The sequence below is a fragment of the Enterococcus sp. LJL51 genome (assembly GCF_054871795.1).
This window is the reverse complement of record NZ_JBTXLW010000005.1, coordinates 127,549-145,303: the sequence shown is the minus strand read 5'-3', so window position 1 is coordinate 145,303 and position 17,755 is coordinate 127,549. Positions and strand designations below refer to the sequence as shown.

18 protein-coding genes are annotated in these 17,755 nt (G+C 37.2%); 16 read left to right on the top strand and 2 right to left on the bottom strand.

The features are described from left to right. Nucleotides 1–485 precede the first annotated feature (485 nt). From ACYSNQ_RS07195 to ACYSNQ_RS07175, 5 genes are all read left to right on the top strand, one after another. Nucleotides 486–707, top strand: a complete 222-nt coding sequence (locus ACYSNQ_RS07195) for a hypothetical protein (RefSeq protein ID WP_426082215.1) — start codon at nucleotides 486–488, stop codon at nucleotides 705–707. Nucleotides 708–891: 184 nt separating this feature from the next. Further along, nucleotides 892–1,584, top strand: a complete 693-nt coding sequence (locus tag ACYSNQ_RS07190) for a hypothetical protein (protein WP_426082214.1) — start codon at nucleotides 892–894, stop codon at nucleotides 1,582–1,584. A gap of 158 nt (nucleotides 1,585–1,742) precedes the next feature. After that, nucleotides 1,743–2,723 (top strand): DUF975 family protein, encoded by a 981-nt coding sequence (locus ACYSNQ_RS07185; protein ID WP_426082213.1) that lies wholly within the window; start codon nucleotides 1,743–1,745, stop codon nucleotides 2,721–2,723. A gap of 212 nt (nucleotides 2,724–2,935) precedes the next feature. Further along, nucleotides 2,936–3,337: a hypothetical protein gene (locus ACYSNQ_RS07180; RefSeq protein ID WP_426082212.1), complete on the top strand. Its 402-nt coding sequence runs from the start codon at nucleotides 2,936–2,938 to the stop codon at nucleotides 3,335–3,337. Between the two features lie 318 nt (nucleotides 3,338–3,655). Beyond that, on the top strand, nucleotides 3,656–4,573 hold the full coding sequence (locus ACYSNQ_RS07175) for an LCP family protein (protein WP_426082210.1): 918 nt from the start codon (nucleotides 3,656–3,658) through the stop codon (nucleotides 4,571–4,573). A gap of 104 nt (nucleotides 4,574–4,677) precedes the next feature. Here ACYSNQ_RS07175 and ACYSNQ_RS07170 read toward each other — a convergent pair whose 3' ends face one another. Further along, nucleotides 4,678–5,121 (bottom strand): flavodoxin, encoded by a 444-nt coding sequence (locus tag ACYSNQ_RS07170; RefSeq protein ID WP_426082209.1) that lies wholly within the window; start codon nucleotides 5,119–5,121, stop codon nucleotides 4,678–4,680. Nucleotides 5,122–5,200: 79 nt separating this feature from the next. Then, nucleotides 5,201–7,273 carry an LTA synthase family protein gene (locus tag ACYSNQ_RS07165; protein ID WP_426082208.1) on the bottom strand — a complete coding sequence of 691 codons (2,073 nt, stop codon included), beginning with the start codon at nucleotides 7,271–7,273 and terminating at the stop codon, nucleotides 5,201–5,203. Between the two features lie 131 nt (nucleotides 7,274–7,404). Between ACYSNQ_RS07165 and map the strand changes: the two genes are divergently transcribed. The 11 genes from map to ACYSNQ_RS07110 all read left to right on the top strand — a co-directional run bounded on the left by map (nucleotide 7,405) and on the right by ACYSNQ_RS07110 (nucleotide 17,754). Further along, nucleotides 7,405–8,169, top strand: coding sequence for a type I methionyl aminopeptidase (gene map / locus ACYSNQ_RS07160; protein ID WP_426082206.1), 765 nt, complete (start codon nucleotides 7,405–7,407; stop codon nucleotides 8,167–8,169). A gap of 114 nt (nucleotides 8,170–8,283) precedes the next feature. Next, nucleotides 8,284–9,198, top strand: coding sequence for a YihY/virulence factor BrkB family protein (locus tag ACYSNQ_RS07155; protein WP_426082205.1), 915 nt, complete (start codon nucleotides 8,284–8,286; stop codon nucleotides 9,196–9,198). A 131-nt stretch (nucleotides 9,199–9,329) separates the two neighbouring features. Next, nucleotides 9,330–10,472 carry a glycosyltransferase family 4 protein gene (locus ACYSNQ_RS07150; RefSeq protein ID WP_426082204.1) on the top strand — a complete coding sequence of 381 codons (1,143 nt, stop codon included), beginning with the start codon at nucleotides 9,330–9,332 and terminating at the stop codon, nucleotides 10,470–10,472. Between the two features lie 365 nt (nucleotides 10,473–10,837). After that, nucleotides 10,838–11,620, top strand: coding sequence for a glycosyltransferase family 2 protein (locus ACYSNQ_RS07145; protein WP_426082203.1), 783 nt, complete (start codon nucleotides 10,838–10,840; stop codon nucleotides 11,618–11,620). Next, nucleotides 11,620–12,462, top strand: coding sequence for a glycosyltransferase (locus ACYSNQ_RS07140; protein ID WP_426082201.1), 843 nt, complete (start codon nucleotides 11,620–11,622; stop codon nucleotides 12,460–12,462). The genes ACYSNQ_RS07145 and ACYSNQ_RS07140 overlap by 1 nt, the downstream gene beginning before the upstream one ends. Then, nucleotides 12,459–13,172 carry a glycosyltransferase family 2 protein gene (locus ACYSNQ_RS07135; protein WP_426082199.1) on the top strand — a complete coding sequence of 238 codons (714 nt, stop codon included), beginning with the start codon at nucleotides 12,459–12,461 and terminating at the stop codon, nucleotides 13,170–13,172. The genes ACYSNQ_RS07140 and ACYSNQ_RS07135 overlap by 4 nt, the downstream gene beginning before the upstream one ends. 116 nt (nucleotides 13,173–13,288) lie before the next feature. Beyond that, a complete protein-coding gene (rfbA, locus tag ACYSNQ_RS07130; protein WP_426082197.1) occupies nucleotides 13,289–14,155 on the top strand; it encodes a glucose-1-phosphate thymidylyltransferase RfbA in 867 nt (288 codons plus the stop codon). 15 nt (nucleotides 14,156–14,170) lie between these two features. Then, nucleotides 14,171–14,743, top strand: coding sequence for a dTDP-4-dehydrorhamnose 3,5-epimerase (rfbC, locus tag ACYSNQ_RS07125; protein WP_426082195.1), 573 nt, complete (start codon nucleotides 14,171–14,173; stop codon nucleotides 14,741–14,743). 25 nt (nucleotides 14,744–14,768) lie between these two features. Next, nucleotides 14,769–15,797 carry a dTDP-glucose 4,6-dehydratase gene (rfbB, locus tag ACYSNQ_RS07120; protein ID WP_426082194.1) on the top strand — a complete coding sequence of 343 codons (1,029 nt, stop codon included), beginning with the start codon at nucleotides 14,769–14,771 and terminating at the stop codon, nucleotides 15,795–15,797. Nucleotides 15,798–16,070: 273 nt separating this feature from the next. Further along, a complete protein-coding gene (gene rfbD / locus ACYSNQ_RS07115; RefSeq protein WP_426082193.1) occupies nucleotides 16,071–16,910 on the top strand; it encodes a dTDP-4-dehydrorhamnose reductase in 840 nt (279 codons plus the stop codon). Nucleotides 16,911–17,019: 109 nt separating this feature from the next. Next, a complete protein-coding gene (locus ACYSNQ_RS07110) occupies nucleotides 17,020–17,754 on the top strand; it encodes a glycosyltransferase family 2 protein (RefSeq protein ID WP_426082192.1) in 735 nt (244 codons plus the stop codon). Nucleotide 17,755: the final 1 nt, after the last annotated feature.

Genomic DNA, 17,755 nt, shown 5'->3' with positions numbered 1-17,755 from the left:
AAATAACTTTATTTACAGGTAAATTCTATTGGGAAATGAGTATTATGATTAGGACCGTTACCTGTGACGTCATAGTATCCAGAAAATAAAAAGCTAACTTATTGATAGTGTCTTTCCAAATATCTTTCTATAGATGGATTGATTACAAAAGAAATAGTTACAAATTTTTTGTACAACAGTACCTTGATTGTGGATGGCTTTGTTGTCTTTAGTCTACTAAAAAAGTACTTTTTCCATGTTTTAAGCCTGAGTAATAAAGTCTGAATTCTTCGCATACATCAAAGTTATTTCACTTAATTATGGATGTAAAATAATTCTCATTTTTTTAGATTTAGATGTAAAAAATTGATAACAAATTATTCGTATTTTATGATACTATTTATAAAATGAAGATGAAAAGACTATCTCTTATTTTGAAAAGAATAGATGTTTAAGAAAGTTTTCGATGAATTTGACAAGTAGATTACTATTGGGGGAACGAGACAATGGAACGTAATCATAAAGACAGCAGAATAGCCGAAAAAGTTGCAGACAGTCTTTATAGTGCAGCTGATGATTTAATGAATAGCTTGAAAGAATTACCCCCAGATAATCAAGAAAATCATCTTCAAAAAGCAGTAGAGCAAGTGGTAAAGCCAACTGTAGAAATTAGTAAAATAGTGACTGAAGCAGCAGATCATTTGAAAAAAATATCTAAAGAACTATAAAATAAAGCGGATTGGCCCTATTAGAATTAAGTACATGAGGATTGGAATAAGCGATATAGCAAAGACTAAAAAGTAAATCAAGGCAGCTGTTTATGGGGATCCATTTTTTATGAGTGGCTGCAGCTAATAGGTCGATCTAAAAATAGTGTGGAAAGATTGTTTATGGAAGAAAGAGAGACTAATAATGAATATCTATATTGATTTACCTCAGGCGTTATCTCAGGTAGAGGGGATGAATAGGCTGTGTCAGGAGCAACAGACTATCTATGAACAACTAGCTAATCAGTTTCAAAAATTTATCTTGGAAACATCAAGTCGCTCAAAAGCATACGACTCAGCAAAACAGTATTTTGAAACGGTTTTGCTGCCCTTGATAAGAGGAGGAAAATTACTTTCGGAGATAGTTATTGAGGTAAACAATCAGTTTATAAAAAAATATTTGTCAACGGTCGACTACTGCAGTTTGAATGCTGCCGAGTTATCAGAGCAGATTAGCTATTGGGAAAATCAAATAGAAAAAATTCGACGCTTGCTCAAGGAAGTAGCTGATTCTACTCTTGAGCCTCTAAACAAAGCCTTTTTTATTAGTGAAAACACTACACTTTTAGGAATGTATGGTGAAATAAAAAGTGAATTGAATGGAAAGCTGAATCGTTTGCAGGCCTTCAATCACTATGCGGTAGACTTGTTTGATGAAATCATTCAGTTAGGAGAATGGCTGACAGAAGGCTGTCAGGTGGTTAGGAAGGGCTGGAATTACAAGGAGGCGTTGTTTGTAATTCCCGAAGAAGCAAATATGGGTTGGGCGGATCGCATTAATCAGGCAATTCTTAAACAGGAGAATAAAGAACAGCGTATATCTGTAGAAAATCTATAGAAGAGTGCCAGCAGCTATTATATTTTTCTACATAAATTGTAGGGAAAATTTCAGTCTTTCTATTGTACAAAGTACAGATTTTCGATATAGTAAAACTACTTACTTAGTAACAGATTCAGGTAAAAGGTGGATAATGGGTTAAAAAAGGAGAAAACAAGATGCTTAGAAGTGAAATAAAGAAACAGGCGCAGCGGCTGCTGCATCGAAATTATGGTCGTTGGAGCACGTTGCTGGTGATTCCGTTTATAGCAGTGGCGGGATATATTTTTATAATGATGGCTGCTACATCCAGCACTTCATATGATATGTATGATTATCAATATGAGTATGATGATTATTATGACTATGATCTTTGGGATGATGACGACAGCTATGACGGAGCTTCGGGAAACAGTTATATGGACGGCTATAACGATGGTTACGATGATGGCTATGACGATGGCTGGTATGATGCTTTTGATGACGACAGCTATTATGAAGAAGAGAACCAAAAAGAAGAAGGTCGAAACCTTCATGCATTGAATCTGCCTGTCCAAGGGTTCGATGAACAGCTTACTGCAAGAAATCACCTGTATGATTATAATTATGGTTATAGACGGTCTGGTTCTGTCCTTATTGGATTATTCGCCTTTCTATTTGGTTTAGCAATAGGTTTCGTCGTACTTTTATATCAAGCTATGATGAAATGGGCAGCTGTTGATAATGCCGAAGGTTTAGATTTTGGTCTAAAGCTGACCTTTACCAGGTTCTTTAAAGAAAATGGAAGGAGAGCTGTTCCTGCGAATTTACTGGTTTGGCTTTACACTTTCTTGTGGTCACTGCTATTTATTGTTCCAGGTCTGGTGAAGCAGATGTCTTATAGCATGACCAATTATCTGATGAGAAAAGATGAAAGCCTATCAGCGAAGGAAGCAATTGCATTGAGTATGGAGTTAATGAAAGGCTATAAAATGGAGTATTTTCTGTTTACACTGTCTTTTATTCCATGGTATGTACTAACATTTTTCAGCATGGGTATTTCACTATTTTACGTGACGCCATACTTTAGTGTTTCAGAGGCATTGTTCTTTGATCAAATTATTGCAGAAAAACATCATTTATTCAGTAAAGAGCTGGAAGCTGGCTTTACAGATTTTTAAACAATAAAAATAGCAGCTGTTGATAAAAGCTATTGACAGTATGATGAAGCGAGTAAACGCAAAAACTATAGGAGAGGCCTGTTTTCAGGCTAGCTCCTTTTTTTTGAAAGAAAAATGTTATAATGATAATAGTTCTCTTAATCGTCTCTAGTAGACATAAAACATAGAATGAATAATCAAAAAAAATAGATAGAATGTAATTGAGGTGCCTTATGAAAATAACTACTACAGCAATGAAAAATACGTTTAAGCGGCCAGAGGTTATCCTCTATTTGCTATGTGAAATTGCGTTAAATGCATTATTGTATTATCCGCTATCCTTTGCCATGGCTCTAGCTTCAGCAACAGGAACGGGCTTCTCTTTTGAACAGGTTTTCTGGCTGGTACCATTAATTAGTGCTTTATCAGGCTTATTCGCATTAGGGTTATCAAAAACTGTTAGCTATATGTTTTTTGCGATGATTTATGGACTAACTAAACTGTCTCTTATCGCTTATATTATTCAAAATTTTTTCCTGCAAAGCTGGTTTAGTTGGCTATTATTAGTGTTTATTCTTATAAGCGCCGCAATTCTTACCATCCAAATAAGAAAGAAATCAAACGAAAATAGTTAATCAACATTCTCTGATTTCCCTGCTCTTGTACTTGTTCTGATAGTCGTTGACAGTTGCTTTTTTAAAGGTCTTTTTGAGTTTAAAAAAAATAGATGTTATTTTTTTTGAATGCTTTTTCCTGTGAAAAAAATAAGAAATCTTAATATATCTTTAGTTGACTTCACTTTTCGATGTGGGTATAGTATTACTGTATTTATTATTGGTAAAAATAATTGTCAATTGAAAAAATGAATGGGTTAGTTAGTCTGTGTAATGGGGCTAGCTTTTGTGTTATGGGAATATGAACACTGGTATACAACAGTGGAAGGGACTTGACTGATGAAGAAAACAGCTAAAACTGGAATTATCATCTTGCTATTTATTGTATTTATCTTAGATGCTGTAGGCTGCTATGCTGCATTGACATTTTTTAGTGCCAAAGAAACAGCTGAAGCTAAAGCTATAGTAACCAAAAACAAAGATTTTACCGGAGATAATCAAGAAAGCGACAAAGAGCTGACAATTATGCTGATTGGTACTGACACCCGAGATGATGATGAAGATGACGGCCGCTCAGATACGTTAATGATTGCCCATTACGATACGCAGACTAAGCAGCCTAAGCTTATTTCGATTATGAGAGATAGTTTTGTCAATATTCCCGGTTATGGCTTAGATAAAATAAACGCGGCTTATGCCTATGGCGGGGCGAAGCTGACAAAAGAAGTCCTGAATGAAAGCTTTGGTATACCGATTAATTATTACGCAGTCATCGATTTTAGCCAGTTTAGTGAAATGGTGGATGAGCTATATACTGACGGCGTAGAAATCAATGCTGAAAAAGACATTAATTTGGATGGTGTTGATATATATGCTGGAAAGCAGAAGATGGACGGAAATACTTTACTTCAATATGCCCGATTTAGAATGGACGAAGAGGGGGATTTTGGACGGATTCGCCGACAGCAGCAGGTGATGAATGCCTTGGCGGATCAATCGAAGGATTTGGTTCCTATTCTTAAGCTGCCTAAGGTTGCAGGAGAAGCAGTTGGAAAAGTTGATACAAATGTACCGACTGATTTGATTATTGATTTAGCTAAGGATTTTCTGCTGGGTAAAGTAAAATCTTTGGAAAGCCTATCTGTTCCTGTAGAAGGTAGCTGGGATTTTAATGACTATACTTCTTCCGGAAGTGTCATTGAGATCGATGAAGCAGCGAACGCTCAGGCAATAAAAGAATTTTTAAATAAAGATTAAATAAAATTAACACCCGAAAATTGTTCAAGGACAATTTTCGGGTGTTTTGATTCTACTCACAAAATTTGATGTAGAACTTCATTTTTTATAAACAATCGGCTAAATTATGAAGCTGCTTCAGCTAAGGTTTTTGCAAAGGCTTCTAGATTTTGAATATCTTCTTCTTCAGCTGCCAGATCAACCTTTACACTGTCAGCTCCTTTGTTTGCTCCTGTTTTTACAAATACTGCTTCGAAATCATCAACAGATTTACAGAACTCTTCATAGAATGTATCTCCGGAACCACAAACACCGAAGGTTTTTCCAGATAAATCTACCTCCTGCAAATCTTCATAGAAATCAACAATTTCATCCGGCAATTCGCCATCACCGTAAGTATAAGTTGCCACAACACAAATATCAGCATCCTTAAAATCTTCAGCATCAACTTGCGTGCATTCATCAATCTCTACTTCGATATTTAAATTTTCAAATGCTTCTGCGACGATGTCAGCAATTTCTTCTGTATTTCCAGTCATACTTGCATAAACGATTTTAGCCAGTGTCATTTCATTTCCTCCTTAAAAATAGTACAGATAAGATTATAACAGAACTTCCTTAAGCCTGTAAAATTCTTTTAAATGCTTGCTATTGTAATACTCCGGCAATAGGCTGCTGGAGACCTATTTTAGTAGATATCTCTAAACCGGTTCGTACTTCCTCAGTATCTGCTACTGAAGGTATTTCTTCTGCCGTTTCTGTTTCGACAGATGTCTGTGCTTGGGAATCAGATTTAGCTTCTTCAGCAGCTGAAGAAGATGAACCACCTTCTATAGCTGTAGTACTACTGGAACTTTTAGCAGGTAATGCTTCCTGTAAAATGTTTTTCTCATAAAATTCAGATTTTTGAGTCAAATTTTCCCGTAAGGTTTCTATGCTGTGCGTTTCAGCAATCGTAATTCGATCAGAAAATAGATTCGTTCCTATTCCTAAGCGGTCACCGGGGATGGCAACGTTTAGACTGGCTAAGGTTGTTGGGAACATATCCATAGATGTAAATGTTCTGTTTTTTGAGTTTTCTGTAGTAATTGGTGCATTGACAAACATATTAAAAATGGTTCGCTCATAATTTTTAGGAAAATCAGCAACGAATTTTTGATCCATTGTTAGATGATCGCCGCTGATAACAATCGTTGTATTCTCATAAAAGTCTTGTTGACGGCACCAGATAAGGAAATCTGCAATCTGCTTGCTTGTATAAGAAATAACATTGGCATATTGATTGTCATATGGAGTCGGAGTGTCTTCTGTCAGTAAACCATCCGGGAAATGAGTATCTGCTGTTAATAACGTCAAATTAAATGGAGCCTCTTGCTTTGATAGTGAGGCTAGCTCAGTCTTTGAAAAATCAAATAGTTTTGTGTCTTCATACCCCCACCAAACCTTATAGTCTTCTGGGATATAGCCTCTATTTTTGGCTTCAATCGTATCCAGTATATCGTAATTACCGTGTTGTGTTAGGTAGGATCGTCTGCCCCCGAAAGTTGCATCAGAGCCCATGACGAAGGTTTGATTGTATCCTTTCTTTTGGAGAATATCGCCTATAGAAGTAAGCCCTGGCAAATAACTGCTTTCTCCAGAAGTATAGTTTTCATCCATACCGAAATTGTTTTCTATATCAAACCCAACGACATTTGACGGCTTTGCGAATCCTGATGGGACTTTTAAAGGCATTCCTGAAGTTTGAGAAACAATTCCAGCTGCTGTGTATTCAGCTCCAGGAACTTGCAAGGCTCCACCAATACCCTCTGTATTTGAGAAGTTTATAGCGTCATCACCAAGTAACACGGTTAGGTCCTCTAAGAGATTGTGCTTTTGAGTCCCTCCGGAAAGATTGTCTGTGTAGCTTGATTCAAAAGACTCAACAAAAATATAAATCAAATTTCTTTTCTTTTCAGGAAACTGTAATTGTACATTATTAGGGTCTGCATATTCTACTTCTAAAAAGTTTGATTTCTGAAAATAAAGTTTTACCTGAGCAATTCCTACCTGATTAAGACTTAAAAAGATGGAGCTTGAAAGAACAAGTAAAATTAAGACCAAAGGTAGGCACTTACTAATAATAGTATAAAATTTATTGTTGGATTTTAAATTAATAAGCGGTCTAGGTGAGAAAACATAAATTTTCATGAATAGATAAGTAATAAATATCGTTAGCATTAATGGTCCATTAATATAGCTGAAAACCTGCTCGTTGCTGGATCCGGATAGATTCTGAACATTATATAAAAGCTGCTCAACACTGACTGGGCCAAAGAGATTAATCAACCACACACTGCTTGAATATAGTAGTGTGGAAAAGAAAATAATCAAAGCGTAAATAAAAAGAAAGAAGTAATCCTTTATTAAAAATCTACTTTTAGTATTTGGTTGTTCAGTCTGCTTTCTTTTCACCTTGTAATAGCCTTTCAGTAATAACACTACGATGGTTGTAGTGAAAAGTGTTAAGAAATAGGTCAATCTATCCACCGGTTGTTCGAACGCAATGGAATGTCCTAAGACATTTGTATAAGAAAATAATGTGACAAGCCAAATAAATAAGCTGGTATCTAGCGAATTTAAAAGTAGTTTAATTCTTGTTTCAAACTGGAATAAAAGTAGTTGAAACAAATAAGTAATTAATGCTGCAATAAAAAAAGAAATAATCAAAATAAAATACAAGGCTAATCCCCTCCAATTAAGTATTTTAACATAAAAGCGATAGAATTTGGATAGATTTTAAAGTAGGAGGAATTTTTTATCTGTGATAAAATAGAGAGGTGAGAAAAATTTTTAGGAGACGATGAAATAAAATGATAACATTAAAATCAGCAAGAGAAATTGAAATGATGAACGAATCCGGAGAATTACTTGCGGATGTTCACCGTCATTTACGAGATTTTATTAAACCTGGGATTTCCAGTTGGGATATTGAAGTCTTTGTTAGAGACTTCATTGAAAGCCACGGCGGAGTTGCTGCACAAATTGGTTATGAAGGATATAAGTACGCAACCTGCTGCAGCATCAATGATGAGATTTGTCACGGTTTTCCTCGAAAAAAAGTATTAAAAGACGGGGATTTAATAAAAGTGGATATGTGCATCGACTTGAAGGGAGCAATGTCTGATTCCTGCTGGAGCTATGTTGTTGGCGAGTCAACACCGGAAATCGAGCACTTGATGGAGGTAACTAAAAAAGCTTTATATATAGGAATTGAGCAGGCGAAAGTTGGCAACAGAATCGGAGATATCGGCCATGCTATTCAAACCTATGTCGAAGGGGAGAATTTAGCAGTTGTCCGTGATTTTGTGGGACATGGAATAGGACCGACAATTCATGAAAGTCCTTCAGTTCCCCATTATGGTGAAGCAGGAAAAGGACTGCGGCTAAAAGAAGGCATGGTTATTACTATTGAGCCAATGGTCAATACTGGAACCTGGCGAATGAAAATGGATCCAAATGGCTGGACTGCCTATACTCAGGATGGCGGACTGAGCTGTCAGTTTGAGCATACACTGGCTATTACAAAGGAAGGGCCTAAAATTTTAACTTCCCAAGGGGAAGAACTAACCTATTAAAATAAATCTGCAGAGTCGCTGTGAATGGACAGCAGCTCTGCAGATTTTGATGGTAGCATATCATTTTTCAGGGAAAGTAGTAATTGACAGATAGGATGAGAAAGGGGAGCACTTATGAAGTGGATGGATAAGCTGAAAAGTAATCAAAAGCTCAACCGTTTTATTCACACAACACAGGAACGGATGGTCAGCTCTGAGATAGGAAATACGTCTGTTGTGGTTGCCTACTATCTGCTGCTCTCGCTGTTTCCACTGCTAATTACTATTGGCAACCTTTTGCCGTATTTGCGTATTGATCCTAATACTGTACTTCCATACGTAGCGGAGATTATTCCTGAAACAATTTTTAATGATTTAAAGCCGGCAATCAAATCTTTGCTGACACAAAGCTCCGGCGGGCTCCTCTCAATTTCTGCTCTAGCAACTCTTTGGAGTGCCAGTCAAAGTATTAATGCACTGCAAACCGCGATGAACAAAGCGTTTGGTGTGGAGCCTAGGAAAAATATTATCATTGTGCGGCTGGTTTCATTGGTAGTTATTGTATTATTTCTTGTTTCATTGGTGGGAGTTGTTGTTGTCCTGGGATTGGGACAAAATATTTTAGAGTTCCTTGAACCATTTGTTCATATACCAACCGACTTTCTTGATACGTTTGAAGCGTTGAAATGGCCGGTTACAGCGTTGGGCTTGTTCTTAGTATTAAGTTTAATTTATCTCGTTGTTCCTAATGTCAAGCTTAAAAGCCGCTCCGTACTTCCGGGAGCTGTTTTTGCTACAATTGGCTGGCTATTATTATCGCAGGTTTTCGGCATTTATATTACTTATTTTAGTTCAAGAGTTTCCGGCTATCAGATTATTGGAAGCTTTATTGTTTTGATGTTGTGGCTGAATTTTGCAGCGACAATCATCGTATTAGGCGGAATTGTGAATGCAGTTGTAGAGGATTATTTATCTCATGGCGAGATAGAGGACCGTGACGGCATGATAAAGCAGTTATTCAGCTCCGTAAAGAAAAAATTTAAGAAATGATTGAAATCGTTTAGTACCGAGGAACAAATGACCGCTTTTACTTTATACAGTGTTGTTTTTTTCTACATGTCTTGTAAAACAAGGCTTATTCTGTATAATATACGATGAACCTTAAGAAAGTAGGGCTTTTTATGTCTATGTTTATATATGAGATTATGCTTCGTCTTTTACTAACATTCATGATTTCATTGATTATTACACCAGTTGTTAAGCTTCTGGCTTTTCGGATTGGTGCGTATGATGCACCAGGCGAACGTCGTATAAACGAAAAAAATATGCCGACTGCTGGCGGACTGGCTATTTATTTTTCATTTAGTTTTGCCTGTCTGTTTTTGTTTCAGTCGGTTATTCCTCAGCAATATATTCTACCCATCCTATTAGCCGCCGGTATTGTAGTACTAACTGGGCTGATTGATGACATTTTTGAATTGTCGCCTTCAAAGAAAACTTTAGGAATTTTACTTGCTTCCTTAGTGATTTATTTTGTTGCCGAAATAAGAATTGATTATGTTACTTTGCCTTTTCTTGATCAGATTGATCTTCGCTGGTTTAGTCTGCCGCTTACCGTACTTTGGATTGTAGCGATTACCAATGCTATTAATCTTATTGACGGTCTAGATGGATTAGCTTCAGGGGTTTCAATGATTAGCTTGACGACAATAGGGCTAGTTGGTTATTTTTTTCTGCATGCCAATACTATCTACGTACCAATCGTTATTTTTATTTTAGTTGCAAGTATAGCGGGCTTTTTTCCTTATAATTTTTATCCAGCTAAAATTTTTCTGGGAGATACAGGTGCCTTGTTTCTAGGCTTTATGATTGCGGTAATGTCGCTGCAGGGCTTGAAAAATGCTACCTTTATTTCAATGATTACACCATTAATTATTCTAGGCGTACCAGTTACGGATACAGTCTATGCCATTATTCGCCGGCTGATGAATAAGCGTCCGATTTCATCTGCTGATAAAATGCATCTCCATCACCGTTTGCTTTCTCTTGGCTTTACACATAAGGGAGCTGTAATGACAATCTATGGTTTAGCACTGGTTTTCTCATTTGTAGCGTTGTTGTTTAGCTATGCCAGTCAGGTAGCTTCAATTTTATTGATTGTCTTTAGCTTAATCGGCTTGGAGCTGTTCATTGAATTGATAGGTCTGGTTGGTGAAAATCATCAGCCGCTGATGTATATTTTGCGAGTATTTGGCAACAAAGAGTTCCGGCAGGAGCAGTTGGATAAGCATGCAGGCAAGCATTCTAAAAAGAAGAAACGGTGATTTTGGAAATGTTACTGCCTATGGTATACTTTACAAGATAAAATAGTAGTTGTGACAGAAGTGTTTTGACTTGAAAGATAAGGCGGACTAACCGGAAAATGTCAAGGAGTCAAGGAACGGTGCAAGGAATCGAGCAGCTGTTGATTGATATCTATCCAGAGCTTTTCTTATTCTTGGCAGTATTCGATTTGCTTCTGAAGCGACAATTTTGAAATACTTTTTATTTGATTTTAGGGGATGGAGACATACTATTGTCCCAAGCCCCTTTTTTATATAAAAAAGCTTTATTGGCAAATGTTGCCAATTTAGGGAATCATCTTGTTAACTAAAACTGTAAGGTGAATATTAAGGGGTTTATCAGAACAATGACAAAAAAAATTACACTTTCGATTGTGACACATAACAGCAGACATATATTTGATGTTTTAAATGATTTAAAAAGGGAGCTCGGTGAAGACTCCAGCTATGAAATACATATTTTTGACAATGCTTCAGAAGAAACCTACTTGTCTCGGCTAAAGGACTATGAGCCGTTCATCACTATCCATTCCTGTGATGAAAATAAAGGCTTTGGTTTTGGCCATAATCGGATTTTTCAGCTCGTTGACACAAAATACGGAATAATTTTTAATCCAGATGTTCTAGTGAAAAAGGCTGTTCTGGATAAGCTAATTGAAAGAATTCAAGAGGATAGCCAACTTGCGGCGGTCTGTCCTAAAGTATTGAATGAAGATGGAACGACACAGTATCTGGTGAGACAGAAGCTGGATGTTTTTGACTATATGCTTCGGTTTATCCCCTTTAATTTTGTGAAGAAGCTGTTTGATAAACGGCTAAGCTTTTACGAATGCCGTGACCTTCCAGATGACAGAACCTCATTTATAAAAATGGGCTCCGGCTGTTTTATGGTTATTGATGTGGAGAAATATAGGGAGATACAAGGCTTTGATGAACGTTTTTTCATGTATTTTGAAGATAATGATTTGTGCCTTCGTTTTGGTCAAAAAGGCTATAAAATTTTGTATACGCCGTTGGAAACTGTGGTGCACTTATATGAAAAAGGAGCTCATAGAAGCAGAGCCTTATTCAAAATTTTTATGCAGTCGATGGGTAAATTTTTTAATAAATGGGGCTGGAGGTTTTTCTGATGGACCAACAACTACTCGCTGTAATTGTTCTTTACAAAAAAAAGCTTTCTGACTGTCCAAGTTATGAAACGTTTCTTTATGGTGCTGTGAATTTGGAAAAATTCTCTCTCTACATTTATGATAATAGTCCTGTACCGCAAACAGATGACCTGCTCGACTTGAGTAATGTTCATTACATACATGATGCTGACAACCCGGGACTGGCGAAAGCGTATAATGCCGCTTTGGATTTTTGTAATGAAGCTAACAGTGATTTGCTGCTGCTTTTAGACCAGGATACAGCAATAACAGTTTCAGATATTGAATATATAATGAAGTTTTCTGCCGCTGACACAACGAAGATGGGGGCTTTGGTTCCTAATGTGTACTCCGGTCAAGTGGAAATCTCACCAGTTTTTAGTAATCAGTACATCAGCAGAGAGCGTTCGTATCCAGAAGTTGGCGTTGCGAAAGATTCGGTGATGGCAATCAATTCTGGCTCAGTACTTACTAAAAAAGGTCGAACAGCAATTTCTAAGTTTAATGAGGAATTTCCTTTGGATTTTCTAGACCATTGGGTATTTTGGAAGCTGAATAAGGAGAAAGCTGCGGTTTATGTTCTTCCTCTCAAGCTTCAGCATAATTTATCTGTTTTAGATTATCGCCAAGTCAGCTTAGCGCGCTACGAATCAATTGTGACAGCAGAAACACTTTTTTATACGAAGTATGATACAGCAAAGCTTGACCTTCATAAGAAACATTTGCTGAAGAGGATTCTTAAACAGTTTCTAACGGTAAAAAATCGTAAAATCTGGCGGCGGACTTGGGCGGAATACCGTAGATTGGTAAGGAGTAAAACATGATTTCTGTATGTATTGCAGCTTATAATGGAGAAAAATATATTGCAGAACAGTTGAAGAGTATCCTGCCTCAGCTCAATGCTGAGGATGAAGTGATTATTTCTGACGATGGTTCTTCTGATCATACGCAGGAAATTGTTCTGCAGTTTGCTGCAGAAGATCTGCGGATTAAGTGGAGAAACGGACCAGGTAATGGCGTGATTGCTAATTATAATTTTGCAATTAGCGAAAGTCGAGGGGACTTCATTTTTTTATCTGATCAGGATGATGTCTGGCTGCCAAATAAAGTAAAAGAAACATTAGCATTTTTTTCTGCTCATCCGGAGAAGGAACTGGTAGTCAGCGATTTGATTGTGGTTGATGAAACGCTGAAACCGATTCTTTTATCCTATTTTGATTACCGAAAGGTAAAAACTGGTTTTTTATCTAATCTTTGGAAAAGCGGATATATTGGTGCTGGGATGTGTTTCCGCAAAAGCTTGAAAAATATTGCATTGCCAATTCCGCCAACTGTTCCAATGCATGATATGTGGCTGGGATTAATCAGCGACTATCATGGTAAGAGTGCCTTTCTAGATAAAGAACTTACCTATTATAGAAGACATGAAGCGAATGCCAGTGAAATAGCCACCAGTTCCAGTGGTATTCAAAAATTACGCTGGCGCATACAGCTTGCATGGGCATTGATTAAACGTCTACTATTGAAAAGATGAGAATTATTTTACAATTTTGTAAAATGTTAGGAAAATACATGACAAGTCCTTCGGATAATGAGATAATGGACGATGGTATGCAATAAATGAAATTTTAAATATGAAGGAGTTTTCCCATGAAAGGAATTATCTTAGCTGGCGGAAGCGGAACAAGATTATATCCGCTGACAAAAGCAACATCTAAACAATTGATGCCGGTTTATGACAAACCAATGATTTATTACCCAATGTCTACATTGATGTTAGCAGGGATTAAAGAAATACTGATTATCTCAACACCAGATGATACACCAAGGTTTGAGAGTCTGTTTGGTGATGGATCTGATTTGGGCATCCATATTGAATATGCTGTTCAAGAAAGCCCGGATGGTTTGGCTCAAGCATTTATTATTGGCGAATCATTTATTGGAAACGACAGTGTTTGTCTCGTATTAGGAGATAATATTTATTATGGCGGAGGACTTTCTAAGATGCTGCAAAGAGCGGCTTCTAAGGAAAGCGGTGCAACAGTTTTCGGCTATCATGTGAATGATCCTGAGCGTTTCGGAGTAGTCGAATTTGATGGGGATATGCAGGCATTATCTATTGAAGAAAAGCCTGAGCAGCCAAAATCAAATTATGCAGTTACTGGTTTGTATTTCTACGATAACGAAGTTATTGAAATCGCTAAAAACATTAAGCCTTCAGAGCGCGGCGAGTTGGAAATTACAGATGTGAATAAAGTTTATCTAGAAAAAAATAAATTGTCTGTAGAGGTAATGGGTCGTGGGTTTGCCTGGCTGGATACAGGAACTCATGAATCACTGCTTGAGGCATCTACTTTTATTGAAACAATTGAAAAACGTCAAAATCTGAAGGTTGCCTGTCTGGAAGAAATTGCCTATCGCATGGGCTATATTTCAAAAGAGCAACTGGTAGAATTAGCACAGCCGCTGAAGAAAAACGGTTATGGTCAATATCTGCTAAGACTGGCTGAAGGATAACAGGAGGCAAAACGAATGAAAGTCATCGAAACAAAACTTAAAGATGTCAAAATTATTGAAATGGATGTTTTTGGCGATCACCGTGGCTTTTTTACTGAAAGCTACTCAAAAGAAAAATTTTCTGAGCATGGATTGAATTTTGATTTCGTTCAAGATAACCATTCTCTTTCTAGTGAAGCTGGCGTGTTGAGAGGACTACATTTTCAAAAAGGCGAGGCAGCTCAGACGAAACTGATTCGAGTGGTTACTGGGGCTGTGTTGGATGTGATTGTGGATATTCGCAAAGGCAGTCCAACATATGGTCAATGGGAAGGATATATTTTATCTGAACATAATCATCGCCAGCTGTTAGTTCCTAGAGGCTATGCCCATGGATTTGTTACACTGACACCGAATGTCAATTTTATGTATAAGTGTGATAACTATTATAGTGCCGAAGCAGACGGAGGCATTGCTTTTGATGATTCCGAACTAGGAATTGACTGGCCAATTGATATTACAAAGGCAATTACTTCTGAAAAGGATCAAAAGCATCCTACATTGAAAGAATTTGAAGCAGAAAATCCATTTGTATATGGTGAAATCTAAAAACTGTTTAGGAGAGATCTTGTAGATGAAAAACATCATTGTTACTGGAGGAGCTGGTTTCATTGGCTCAAACTTTGTTCACTATGTGGTGAATAACCATCCGGAGGTTCATGTAACAGTATTAGATAAACTAACTTATGCTGGAAACAAAGAGAATCTTGCTGGATTGCCTGCCGACCGTGTAGAGCTGGTGGTCGGAGACATCGCGGATGCCGAGTTGGTTGATAAGTTGGTAAAAGAGACTGATGCAGTGGTTCATTACGCTGCAGAATCACACAACGATAATTCTTTAAATGACCCGTTTCCTTTCGTTCAAACGAACATCATTGGTACATACACATTGATTGAAGCGTGTCGTAAGTACGATGTTCGTTATCATCATGTATCAACTGATGAAGTTTATGGTGATTTACCTCTGCGTGAGGATTTGCCGGAGCACGGAGAAGGTCCAGGAGAGAAATTTACGGATGAAACACCATATAATCCCTCAAGCCCATATTCTTCTACTAAAGCTGGGTCAGATTTGCTGGTAAAAGCTTGGGGACGCTCATTTGGACTGCAGGCAACAATTTCCAACTGTTCAAATAACTATGGACCTTATCAGCATATTGAGAAGTTTATTCCTCGTCAGATTACAAATGTACTGAGTGGAATTAGACCTAAGCTATATGGGGCAGGAAAGAATGTACGTGACTGGATTCATACAAATGATCATTCTTCTGCTGTCTGGACAATTTTGACAAAGGGTCGTATTGGCGAAACTTATCTAATTGGCGCCGATGGTGAAGAAGACAACAAAACAGTTGTTGAACTGATTTTAGAGTTGATGGGACAGCCGAAAGATGCTTATGAGCATGTAAATGACCGGGCTGGTCATGACTTACGTTACGCAATCGATTCAACAAAATTACGTGAAGAATTAGGCTGGCAGCCTGAATTTACTAACTTTCGTGACGGCTTAGCCGATACGATTAAATGGTACACTGAAAATGAAGCTTGGTGGAAAGCAGAAAAAGATGCTGTAGAAGCTAATTATGCCAAAAATGGACAATGATTAATAAGCAACAATCATTGTTTCATTTGTTGATAATAGTTAGATAGATACTAGATTAAGCTTTTTGACTTGCTTACTCCTTCAAGTGAGCTGATTATTAGATGGTGAGACAGAAGGAGCTACGCTTGCTTCTGTCTCTACCTCTTTTTTTAAATAAAACGTATTTTATCAGTATATTGCTACATGAACATGTATAAAGTTTTAAGAAGTCCATAGGTTGGTAGTTTGAAAGAACAACGGATAAAACGAACAATGAAAGAGGCGAAACTAATTATGATCTTACTTACAGGCGGGAATGGTCAGCTGGGCACAGAATTACGTCATTTACTAGACGAACAAGGAATGACATATGTTTCCACAGATGCGGGAGAAATGGATATTACAAACGTAGAAGCAACCAGAGCATATATTTCTAAACTTAAGCCAACAGTTATTTATCACTGTGCGGCTTATACTGCTGTTGATAAAGCTGAAGATGAAGGCAAAGAATTAGATGAAAAAATTAATGTCGACGGAACAAAAAATGTTGCTGAAGCAGCAGAAGAAGTTGGGGCTACATTGATTTACATTAGTACTGATTACGTATTTGACGGTACAAAAAAAGATGGTGTCTATCATACGGATGACCAAACGAATCCACAAAATGAATATGGGCGTACAAAACTCTTGGGAGAGCAAATTGTTCAAAAAACAATGAGTAAGTATTACATTATCCGAACATCGTGGGTATTTGGAAAATATGGACATAATTTTGTTTTTACGATGCAGAAGCTAGCAGAAACAAGAAATCAGCTGACTATAGTGAATGATCAGTTTGGCCGTCCAACTTGGACAAGAACATTAGCAGAGTTTATGGTATTTATTATTGAAAAGCAAGCTAACTATGGAATTTACCATTTGTCTAATGAGAACAGCTGTAGCTGGTATGAATTTGCTAAAGAAATTTTGAAGGATACTAAAGTTGAAGTATTACCAGTAGATTCTAGTCAGTTCCCACAAAAGGCTACACGTCCGCAATATTCTGTGATGGATTTAAGTAAGACTGAAGCATTGGGATTTGTGATTCCAACTTGGCAGGAAGCTTTGGAACAAATGCTGGCTGGAATTGAATAATAAAAGTAAATAAGGTTCAGGGTTTTAACTAGTGCTTAAGATTTTCAGGAAAGTTCTAGTTGATGGGAAAAATAAATGGCATTAAAAGTTTGGCGAGAGAGGGTTTGCTATGTGTAGGGTACTGTTAATTATTCCGGCATATAATGAAGAGGCCAATATTCTTAATACTGTTAATATGGTATGGGCATATCAAAAGCAGTTGGAAGAACGGCAGGAGCATTATTCGCTGGATTATGTTGTAATAAATGACGGCTCTAAGGATAGAACAAAAGAAATCATTGAAGAACATCAGTTGAATGCCGTTCATTTGATTCAGAATTTAGGTATTGGCGGAGCTGTTCAAACTGGATATAAATATGCTTTTCAGTACAATTATGATATTGCTGTCCAATTTGATGGAGATGGACAGCATGATATTAATAGCTTAGATGCTATTGTTAAGCCAATAATTGATGGAGAATATGATTTTTGTGTGGGCTCTCGTTTTATTGACGGCTCATCTTCAGAATTTCAAACGACTTCAATGCGTCGAGCTGGGATAAAAATTATCTCTTTTCTAATCAAACTTGTAACAGGCAAAAGGATTTATGATGTGACTTCGGGGTATAGGGCAGCAAACAAAGAAATCATTCATTTTTTCTGCACCCGCTATCCAACTGAATATCCAGAACCGGAAACAATTGTTCATTTGTTGAAGAGGAAAGCCAGGATAAAGGAATGTCCAGTTAATATGATGGAACGTGCAGGTGGAAAATCGTCCATCCATTCATTTAAATCTGTAAAGTATATGGTAGAGGTTGGCACTGCTATACTAATCTCAGCCTTTATGAAGGAGGGCGATTGAT

Coding starts and splice junctions, on each gene's coding strand:
- ACYSNQ_RS07195 (WP_426082215.1), top strand. CDS start 486: ATGGAACGTAATCATAAAGACAGCAGAATAGCCGAAAAAGTTGCAGAC.
- ACYSNQ_RS07190 (WP_426082214.1), top strand. CDS start 892: ATGAATATCTATATTGATTTACCTCAGGCGTTATCTCAGGTAGAGGGG.
- ACYSNQ_RS07185 (WP_426082213.1), top strand. CDS start 1,743: ATGCTTAGAAGTGAAATAAAGAAACAGGCGCAGCGGCTGCTGCATCGA.
- ACYSNQ_RS07180 (WP_426082212.1), top strand. CDS start 2,936: ATGAAAATAACTACTACAGCAATGAAAAATACGTTTAAGCGGCCAGAG.
- ACYSNQ_RS07175 (WP_426082210.1), top strand. CDS start 3,656: ATGAAGAAAACAGCTAAAACTGGAATTATCATCTTGCTATTTATTGTA.
- ACYSNQ_RS07170 (WP_426082209.1), bottom strand. CDS start 5,121: ATGACACTGGCTAAAATCGTTTATGCAAGTATGACTGGAAATACAGAA.
- map (WP_426082206.1), top strand. CDS start 7,405: ATGATAACATTAAAATCAGCAAGAGAAATTGAAATGATGAACGAATCC.
- ACYSNQ_RS07155 (WP_426082205.1), top strand. CDS start 8,284: ATGAAGTGGATGGATAAGCTGAAAAGTAATCAAAAGCTCAACCGTTTT.
- ACYSNQ_RS07150 (WP_426082204.1), top strand. CDS start 9,330: ATGTCTATGTTTATATATGAGATTATGCTTCGTCTTTTACTAACATTC.
- ACYSNQ_RS07145 (WP_426082203.1), top strand. CDS start 10,838: ATGACAAAAAAAATTACACTTTCGATTGTGACACATAACAGCAGACAT.
- ACYSNQ_RS07140 (WP_426082201.1), top strand. CDS start 11,620: ATGGACCAACAACTACTCGCTGTAATTGTTCTTTACAAAAAAAAGCTT.
- ACYSNQ_RS07135 (WP_426082199.1), top strand. CDS start 12,459: ATGATTTCTGTATGTATTGCAGCTTATAATGGAGAAAAATATATTGCA.
- rfbA (WP_426082197.1), top strand. CDS start 13,289: ATGAAAGGAATTATCTTAGCTGGCGGAAGCGGAACAAGATTATATCCG.
- rfbC (WP_426082195.1), top strand. CDS start 14,171: ATGAAAGTCATCGAAACAAAACTTAAAGATGTCAAAATTATTGAAATG.
- rfbB (WP_426082194.1), top strand. CDS start 14,769: ATGAAAAACATCATTGTTACTGGAGGAGCTGGTTTCATTGGCTCAAAC.
- rfbD (WP_426082193.1), top strand. CDS start 16,071: ATGATCTTACTTACAGGCGGGAATGGTCAGCTGGGCACAGAATTACGT.
- ACYSNQ_RS07110 (WP_426082192.1), top strand. CDS start 17,020: ATGTGTAGGGTACTGTTAATTATTCCGGCATATAATGAAGAGGCCAAT.